Source organism: Sphingomonas sp. (assembly GCF_042095875.1).
Classification (GTDB): Bacteria; Pseudomonadota; Alphaproteobacteria; order Sphingomonadales; family Sphingomonadaceae; genus Sphingomonas.
In genome coordinates this window covers 1-7,139 of the sequence record NZ_JBELMJ010000076.1, presented here as the reverse complement: position 1 = coordinate 7,139, position 7,139 = coordinate 1, and the positions used below count along the sequence as shown (strand labels likewise).

General features: G+C 70.8%; 9 protein-coding genes and 1 riboswitch. Of the genes, 7 read left to right on the top strand and 2 right to left on the bottom strand.

Going from position 1 to position 7,139, the window contains the following annotated elements; all coding sequences use genetic code 11:
• From ACFDS6_RS16180 to ACFDS6_RS16155, 6 genes are all read left to right on the top strand, one after another.
• The coding region (locus ACFDS6_RS16180; RefSeq protein WP_375273135.1) for a murein hydrolase activator EnvC family protein at positions 1 to 1,018 on the top strand (1,018 nt) is incomplete at its 5' end.
• 117 nt (positions 1,019 to 1,135) lie between these two features.
• On the top strand, positions 1,136 to 2,521 hold the full coding sequence (locus tag ACFDS6_RS16175; RefSeq protein ID WP_375273134.1) for a S41 family peptidase: 1,386 nt from the start codon (positions 1,136 to 1,138) through the stop codon (positions 2,519 to 2,521).
• Positions 2,518 to 3,012 carry a disulfide bond formation protein B gene (locus tag ACFDS6_RS16170; RefSeq protein ID WP_375273133.1) on the top strand — a complete coding sequence of 165 codons (495 nt, stop codon included), beginning with the start codon at positions 2,518 to 2,520 and terminating at the stop codon, positions 3,010 to 3,012. The genes ACFDS6_RS16175 and ACFDS6_RS16170 overlap by 4 nt, the downstream gene beginning before the upstream one ends.
• Positions 3,009 to 3,542, top strand: coding sequence for a demethoxyubiquinone hydroxylase family protein (locus ACFDS6_RS16165; RefSeq protein ID WP_375273132.1), 534 nt, complete (start codon positions 3,009 to 3,011; stop codon positions 3,540 to 3,542). The genes ACFDS6_RS16170 and ACFDS6_RS16165 overlap by 4 nt, the downstream gene beginning before the upstream one ends.
• A 26-nt stretch (positions 3,543 to 3,568) precedes the next feature.
• On the top strand, positions 3,569 to 4,018 hold the full coding sequence (locus tag ACFDS6_RS16160; RefSeq protein WP_375273131.1) for a hypothetical protein: 450 nt from the start codon (positions 3,569 to 3,571) through the stop codon (positions 4,016 to 4,018).
• A gap of 123 nt (positions 4,019 to 4,141) precedes the next feature.
• A riboswitch (ZMP/ZTP riboswitch) is annotated at positions 4,142 to 4,222 on the top strand.
• Between the two features lie 16 nt (positions 4,223 to 4,238).
• Positions 4,239 to 4,922 carry a DJ-1/PfpI family protein gene (locus ACFDS6_RS16155; RefSeq protein WP_375273130.1) on the top strand — a complete coding sequence of 228 codons (684 nt, stop codon included), beginning with the start codon at positions 4,239 to 4,241 and terminating at the stop codon, positions 4,920 to 4,922.
• Between the two features lie 371 nt (positions 4,923 to 5,293).
• Here ACFDS6_RS16155 and ACFDS6_RS16150 read toward each other — a convergent pair whose 3' ends face one another.
• Entirely contained in the window at positions 5,294 to 5,923 is a 630-nt protein-coding gene (locus tag ACFDS6_RS16150; protein WP_375273129.1) for a DedA family protein, read from the bottom strand.
• A gap of 79 nt (positions 5,924 to 6,002) precedes the next feature.
• Between ACFDS6_RS16150 and ACFDS6_RS16145 the strand changes: the two genes are divergently transcribed.
• Complete coding sequence (locus ACFDS6_RS16145; protein ID WP_375273127.1) at positions 6,003 to 6,797, top strand: aldo/keto reductase; 795 nt, start codon at positions 6,003 to 6,005, stop codon at positions 6,795 to 6,797.
• Between the two features lie 105 nt (positions 6,798 to 6,902).
• On the opposite strand, the gene ACFDS6_RS16140 is transcribed toward ACFDS6_RS16145, so the two are convergent.
• The coding region (locus ACFDS6_RS16140; protein WP_375273126.1) for a uracil-DNA glycosylase family protein at positions 6,903 to 7,139 on the bottom strand (237 nt) is incomplete at its 5' end.

Here is a 7,139-nt window from a genome sequence, read left to right as displayed (position 1 = left end):
CGCGCGCGCCGCCCGCTCCGCCGCGCAGGTGCGCGCCGCGCAGGCCGATCGCGCCGCCGCCGCCTCGGGCAACCCGACCCGCCGCGCCCGGCTGCGCGAGGCGGCGATCGAGGCGCGCGTCGCGCTCGCCGAGGCCGAGATCGCGATCGCCGCCGCGCGCGCGCGCGCCACCGACCGCGCGCTGGACGCGCAACGCCTAGACCTCGCCGCGCAGCAGGGGCCGATCGCGCAGCTGCTCGCCGGGCTCACCTCGCTTGCGCGCCGCCCCGCCGCGGTCGCGATCGTCCAGCCCGGCAGCCTCGACGATCTGGTCCACGTCCGCACCGTGCTCGCCAGCTCGCTCCCGCTCGTGCGCGAGCGGACCGCGGCGATCCGCGACCAGCTCGCGCGCACCCGCGCGCTCCACGCCAGCGCCGCCGCCGCCGGGGCCGAGCTGGGCGCCGGCCGCGCGCAACTGCTCGGCGCGCGCCGCGCGCTGGCGAACTTGCGCGACGAGCCGCTCGACGTCGGCACCGCGTCCGACCGCGCGCTTGCGCTGGGCGAGCGCGCGCGCGACATCGTCGACCGGTTGCGCGGGGTCGGCGACGCGCAGGGTACGCTCGCCAGCCTGGTCGCGCTGCCCGGCCCGCCGATCCCCGCGGTCGCGAGCGCGGCCGCGGCGCCGTACCGCCTGCCGGTCAGCGGCCGGCTCGTCACCGGCTTCGGCGAGCTGTCCGACAACGGCGTGCGCGCGCGCGGGCTGACCTTCGCGGTCGCCCCCGCCGCGCGCGTCGTCGCCCCCGCCACCGGGCGGATCGTCTACGCCAGACCGTTCCGCGGCTTCGGCGGGATCGTCATCATCGACCACGGCGAGGGCTGGGTCACGCTGCTGACCGGGCTCGCCACCCTGTCGGTCACGCCCGATCAGCAGGTCGCGTCCGGCGCGACGATCGGCGCGGCCGCGTCGGGCGAGGCACCGCAGGTCACCGTCGAGCTGCGCCGCCGCGGCCGTCCGGTCGACATCACGCTGCTGATCTGACCCGCGCCACCTGACCGCCCCCGCTCAGCCGCGGTTCAGCCCCGCCGTGCTTTGATACACATCGGTTTTTCCGCTACACGCGAACCCCATCGCCCTCGAGGATCAAGCGCCCACCGCATGAAGTCGAAACTGCTCCAGGCCACCGCGCTCGTCGCCACGGTCGCGCTCGTTCCCGTCGCCACCGGCGCGATGGCCGCGGCCGACACCAACACCTACCGCGAACTCGACAAGTTCCTCGACGTCTACAACCGCGTAAAGGCCGATTACGTCGACAAGGTCACCGACGAGCAATTGGTGAAGGGCGCGATCGACGGCATGCTTTCCGCGCTCGACCCGCATTCCAGCTACGTCGACGCGTCCGACTTCGACAATCTGCGCATCATGACCGAGGGCAATTATGGCGGTCTCGGCCTCACCGTCTCGATGGAGGACGGCGCGGTCAAGGTCGTCGCCCCGCAGGAGGATACGCCCGCGGGCCGCGCCGGCATCAAGTCGGGCGACTATATCACCCACATCAACGGCAAGCTGATCTACGGCGGCACGCTCGACGAGGCGACGTCGCAGATGCGCGGGAAGCCCGGATCGAAGGTCACGCTGACGCTGATCCGCCCCGGCCGCGACAAGCCGCTCGACGTCGCGCTGGTGCGCGAGGTGATCGTCCAGCGCCCGGTCAAGTGGGAGGTGAAGGGCGACGTCGGCTACATCAACATCAACACCTTCTCCGAGAACACCGGCGCCGACACCCGCGCGGCCATCATGGCGATCGACAAGTCGCTCGGGCACAAGCCGCTCGGCTACGTCGTCGACCTGCGCGAGAACGGCGGCGGGCTGCTGACGCAGGCGATCGCGGTGTCCGACGCCTTCCTCGACCACGGCGAGATCGTCTCGCAGCGCGGCCGCGACAAGGCGGATATCGAGCGCTACTTCGCCAAGCCCGGCGACGACGCCAAGGGGCTGCCCGTTGTCGTCCTCACCGACTCGGGCACCGCGTCGGCCAGCGAGATCGTCGCCGGCGCGCTGCAGGATCACCACCGCGGGCTTATCATGGGCGAGAAGACGTTCGGCAAGGGATCGGTGCAGACCTTGCTGCCGCTCGGCCCCCGCACCGCGCTCCGCCTCACCACCGCGCGCTACTTCACGCCGTCGGGCCGCAGCGTGCAGGAGGGCGGGATCGAGCCCGACATCCGCGTGCCGCAGCTGTCCGACCCCGATTACAAGACGCGCCCCGTCTTCCGCGAGGCCGATCTTCGCCGCCACCTGATCAACGAGATCAAGTCGCCCGACAATGCGGTGCTGGAGGAGGATACCAAGGACGATCCGCGCTTCACCGCGACCCCGGCGAGCCTCGAGAAGCAGGGGATCAAGGACTTCCAGCTCTGGTACGCGCTGAAGACCGTCGCGCGGCTCGGCGGCGCAACCCAAGTGGCCGCCGTCACCGCCGCGATGGCGAAGCCCGCGCCCGGCGCCACGCCGACGCGCGCGCCCGGAACACCGCGCAAGTGACCGCGATCCTGAACGCCTCGCAGCGCCGCGCCCGCGCGCTCGCGTTCCTGATCCCCGCCGCGCTGCTCGCCGGCGCCTGGGCGTTCCAGCTGATCGGCCACCTCTACCCGTGCGAGATGTGCCATTGGCAGCGCTGGCCGCACTACGGCGCGCTCGCACTCGCCGCGCTGTCGTTCGTCGCGGGCGGCGCGCGCACCCGCGCGACGCTGGTCGCGGGTGCCGCCGCGCTGATCGCGATCTCCGGGCTGATCGGCCTCTTCCACGCCGGGGTCGAGTACCACTGGTGGCAGGGCATCACCGCCTGCACCATGACCGTCAGCGGCGGCGGTCGCTCGACCGACGCGATGTTGAAGGACCTACTCGCCGCCCCCATCGTACGCTGTGACGCCGCGCAGTGGAGCTTGCTCGGCGTCTCGCTCGCGGGATGGAACGCCGCGGTGTCGCTCGTCGGGGCGACGGTGATCGGATACCTGCTCAGGAGGCGTGCATGACGTGGAAACCAGGTGATCGTCCGGCCAGGACCGACTCGATGATCCGCGTCGACCAGGCGGGCGAGTTCGGCGCGACGCGCATCTACGCCGGCCAGCTCGCGGTGATGGGCCATCGCAGCCCGCTCGCGCGCGAGATCGCGGGCATGGCGCTGCAGGAGGAGAAGCACCGCGCCTTCTTCGACCGCATGATCGCGGAGCGCGGCGTACGCCCGACCTTGCTCGCGCCGTTCTGGGACGCGGCGGGCTTCGCGCTCGGCGCGGTCACCGCCGCGATCGGCCCCAACGCCGCGATGGCGTGCACCGCCGCGGTCGAGACCGAGATCGACAAGCATTACGAGGATCAGCTCGTCGAACTCGGCGACAGCGACCCCGAACTGTCCGACGCGATCCGCGAGTTCCAGGCCGAGGAGCTCGAACACCGCGACACCGCGCTCGCGCACGGCGCGGAGCAGGCGTTCGGTTACCCGATCATGTCCGCCGCGATCCGGCTCGGCTGCCGCGTCGCGATCGCCGCAGCCAAGCGTATCTGAGGCCAGCTCCCCTCGAGGACCCCGTTATGCGTGCTTCACTCTGCCTGATCGCCCTGGCGCTACCCGCCGCCGCAACCGCGCAGCTCGGGCCGCCCGCGCCGACCCAGCCACGCGTCGCCAAGACGACCGCGGCGGAGGGCGTGTCGAAGAGCGCGCCCGTCAACGGCGTGCTGGTCCTCTACGGCAACGAGCGCTGCCCGACCAACAACAACAACGAGGAAGTGGTCGTCTGCGTCCGCCGCTCCGCCGCGGAGCAGTTCCGTATCCCCAAGGAACTCCGCAACTTCGAGGTCACGCCCGAGAATGCGAGCTGGGCGGTCAAGGAACAGGCCAACCGCACAGTCGGCAATGTGGGCGTCGGCACCTGCTCCGCGGTCGGCGCGGCGGGTGCGACCGGCTGCAACGTCCAGGACCTGTCGGCCTGGAAGCGCGAGCGCCAGGCCGCGAAGAAGGCCGAGACGCCCGACCTGCCTTAACCGACCCTCCGTCACCCCGGACTTGATCCGGGGTCCCGCTTTTTCCCGCGCAAGGTCTCACCGACCCCCTGCATCGGCGGCGACCGGCTATTGAGCCGAACCGCGACCCGCTCTACGCTCCCACTCGACTCGCGTAACTGGCGCATTCGCGGAGCACCGCGGGGAAGCGCGACGTCGCTGCCGCCGCGCGCCTGGGCACCCATGCGACAGGAGCCCTGCCATGCCGATCCGCATCGCCTTTCTGCTGTTCCCGAACGTGACCCAGCTCGACCTGACCGGCCCCGCGCAGGTGCTCTCGCGCCTGGGCGACGCGCGGCTCGACCTCGTCGCCCAGACGCGCGATCCCGTCATGACCGACGCCGGCTTCGCGATCCTGCCGACCGCGACGTTCGACCAAGTGCCCGCCGCCGACATCCTGTGCGTGCCCGGCGGCATGGGGGTGAGCGGCGCGATCGCCGACGACGCGACGATGGCGTGGGTCGCGCGGGTGGGTGAGGGCGCGACATGGGTGACCAGCGTCTGCACCGGCTCGCTCGTGCTCGGCGCCGCCGGGCTTCTGCGCGGCTACCGCGCGACGAGCCACTGGGCGCAGCGCCACATGCTGCCGCTGTTCGATGCCGAGCCGGTCGCCGAACGCGTCGTCCACGACCGCAACCGCGTGACCGGCGGCGGCGTCACCGCCGGCATCGACTTCGCGCTGACGCTCACCGCGCTGATCCGCGGGCAGCGCCACGCCGAGCTCGTCCAGCTCAGCCTGGAATACGATCCCGCCCCGCCCTTCGACGCCGGCTCACCCGAGCGCGCGGACCCTGACCTGCTCGCGGCCTTCCATCGCCGCGCCGCCGCGGCCGGCGACCGGGACGCCGAACTGCGCACGCTGGCGGCACGCCGCGGCTTCACCTAACCGCGACGGCACGGTGGCTGACGTGCTCTGCCCGACCACACCTGAACCGACCAGCACCATAAATCTGCGGCCGTCACCCCGGACTTGATCCGGAGTCCCGCTTCTCTGCCGCCAAACGAGCGACACTGCACCGCTGTCCTACAATCCACAGTCCCGCTAAGCCGCGAAGCGAGGCGCAAGCCCCACGCTCCTGCTCATCGTTACATCCCGCCCGACAGTTGCCGCCGCTGCGCGCACGCGATCAAGGGCAACTTCACCTGCGCGACGCGAACCACCCTTGAGAGGCGCATTGGCGTGACCTTCGCCTCACCTTCCGATTTACGCTCCCGCAACACCGCGCGTTGGCGTGACCTTCGCGTGACCTTCCGCGCTCAGGCGCGCTTCATGCCCCGCACGCGGTGCCAGATGTAGAAGGCGATCGCCGCGACCAGCACCACGCCGATCACCGCGTCGGCGCGGTGGAAGAACGCCTTCAATCGTGGATCGCTGTTCCACTGGTCGCCCAGCTTCATGCCGATCCACGCGAGCAGCAGGCAGAACGGCCACGATCCGACGAACGTGTAAACGTGGAACGGGATCAGCTTCATCCGCGCGACGCCCGCGGGGAACGCGATAAACGTGCGGATCACCGGCAGCATCCGCCCGATCAGGATCGCCCAGTTGCCCCATTTGTTGAAGAAGCGATCGGCCAGGTCCAGTTCGCCCGGCCCGATCAGCACGTAGCGCCCGAACTTCTCCGCGAGCGGCCGCCCGCCGCGTCGCCCGATCTCGTAGGCGACGATCGACCCCAGGTTGCACCCGATCGCGCCCGCGGTCGCGGCGGCGAACAGCTCGAACCGCCCGGTCGACACCAGATACCCTGCGAACGGCATGATGATCTCGGACGGCAGCGGAATGCACGCGCTCTCGATCGCCATCAGCAGCACGATGCCGAAATAACCCATGCCGGAGATGACGGCGATGGCGAATGCCGCGAGCGTTGCCAGGATCTTCTCGACCATGGCCCGGCGCTTGCGCGAAACCGTCGGCCTTGGGAAGTCGCTTTCGGAACCGTGCCGGCCAGCAACGGTTCGTCACGACATGACTGATCTCACCCTGAACGACGGCCGCACGATGCCGCAACTCGGCCTCGGCACCTACCAGATTCCCGACGCGCAGGTCGCGACGATCGTCCGGGCGGGGCTCGACGCGGGCTTCCGCCTGATCGACACCGCCGCGATCTACCATAACGAGCGCGGCGTGGGCGAGGGGATCGCCCACGACGACGCGTTCCTCACCACCAAGCTGTGGAACGACCGCCACACCGACGCCGCCGCCGCACTCGACGAGAGCCTGGCGCTGCTCGGGCGCGACGCGGTCGACTTGTACCTGATCCATTGGCCGCATCCCTCGGCGGACGATTACGCCGACGCGTGGCGTGCGCTGGTCGACCTGCGCGAGGCGGGCAAGGCGCGCTCGATCGGCGTGTCAAACTTCATGCCCGATCATCTGAACCGCATCATCGAGGCGACCGGCGTCACCCCCGCGGTCAACCAGATCGAGCTCCACCCGACCTTCCAGCAGCGCGACTGCGCCGCCTTCAACGCCGACCACGGCATCGTCACGCAGAGCTGGAGCCCGCTCGGCCAGGGCGAGGGGCTCAAGGACGAGCGTATCGTGAAGATCGCCAATCGCTTGGGTGCAACGCCCGCGCAGGTCATCATCGCCTGGCACCTGGCGAAAGGCTATTCGGTCATTCCCAAGACCGGCAACGTCGACCGCCTGTCCAGCAACTTCGCTGCCGGCGAGGTCACGCTGTCCGACGACGACGTCTCCGCCATCGACGCGATGGACGACGCGGACGGGCGCATGGGACCCGACCCGGCCAGCTTCTGACGTCTGGAAACGTCGCGGCAACCCACCCAAGCTCGTCATCCCGGCCTCGCGCCGGGATCCCGCTTCTTCTCGCCCGTACCTAGAGGGCAGCGCACCGTCCGGCCACTACCCGACCAGCGCGTGCGCCGCCTTCAAATCCTCGACGAACTTCGCGTATTCCGCCGCCTTCGCCGCCTCATCGGGCAGCCGCAGCAGGTAGCTCGGATGCACCGTGATCCACGCGGTGCCGCCGCTCTCGCCCGGCAGCGTCAGCGCGCGCCCGCGCTCGCGCCCGATCGTCATCGCCTTGCCGAACAGGCTGCGCGCCGCGGTCGCGCCCAGCGCCACCGTGACCTTGGGGCG